The 1,160-nt window shown below is 33.5% G+C and carries 1 protein-coding gene; it reads left to right on the forward strand.

The annotated features are described in order from the left end of the window. Positions 1-87: 87 nt before the first annotated feature. A partial coding sequence (locus M901_RS15465) for a hypothetical protein (protein ID WP_021279151.1) occupies positions 88-1,160 on the forward strand: 1,073 nt, incomplete at its 3' end.

Consider the following 1,160-nt stretch of genomic DNA (forward strand, 5'->3'; position numbering starts at 1 on the left):
TGAGTTCGGTGGTTACGGCACTATGCGGTAGCTTTTGTATTGCGTGCCTGCACCCCTTAACGCGGCGTTATAACGAAATAGGTAATTATGGACGTAGTAAGTATCAATAAAAAATTTTTAGAAGAAAAAGAGCAGTTACTTACAGCTCGTTTGAAGTTGTTACAAGATAAAGCATTAATTCGATTTGAAGAAATAACAGGTATTCGTTCTATACATTCATTTCATGCAATGATGGGAGCGAATAATAATACTTACGTAGATAGTGTTAACACTGTTTTTTTAGATCCCAATGATTTCATTAGTATGTGGATTGACGGTTTAGGTAAAAGTGTACGAGAAAAAGCTGTTCTAGGACGACTAAAGCCCAAAGCTCCCTATAATAGGGTTAATCGTGAATATTTCTTAATGCATGCCCTCCAAGATCATCTCTTAAAAGAGTACCTAATATTATTTCTTACCCGTAATTTTTATCGAAATTTTAAAGAAAGAGTAAGGCATAAACCTGATGAATCTCTTTGGACAATTTGGTTTGGAAGTGGAAATTTAGTGTGGGGATTACTCATTTCTCCTGAAATGAGAAATGATGACTGGGTAAACGACAAATCTGAAATGAGACGATCAGATTTCAATTTCTGGACAATTAGGCATGTTATGAATACAGGGCTAATTGATCCGGATTCTGATGAACCAATGAAATTTCAATCATCAAAGGATTTTGTTCAATTTTATAGAAGTGTTTTAAAAAGAGTTTCTAATTCGCAGTATGAAAAAGCTATAGCAGATCGTTATATAGATTATTTGAAAAATTCAGACAATTCATATGAAGAGCCATTTTTAATCCCAGAGTTGAGGTACGCAGGAAAAGAAGCTAAACACAAATATAGACTTGATTACACAATACTTAATCCATATACGAATAAACTCGTGGGTTTCGAGATAAGTCCGTCATCAACGCATATGGTTGTAGATAGGATCAGAGATGTAAAAAAGATAGATATTAATGAAGACTTATCTAAAAAATGGTCTAAAGAAATGGGTAAAAGAAATGAATACTTCTCTAAGTTTGGTATATCAACGATAACTTTTACTGATGAAGAACTGAAGGATGTAGATTCATGTTTTTCAGTTATAGCTAAATATCTTTCCGAAAGAGGAGTAGA

It is taken from the genome of Bacteriovorax sp. DB6_IX (genome assembly GCF_000447775.1).
In the GTDB taxonomy this organism is placed as follows: domain Bacteria; phylum Bdellovibrionota; class Bacteriovoracia; order Bacteriovoracales; family Bacteriovoracaceae; genus Halobacteriovorax_A.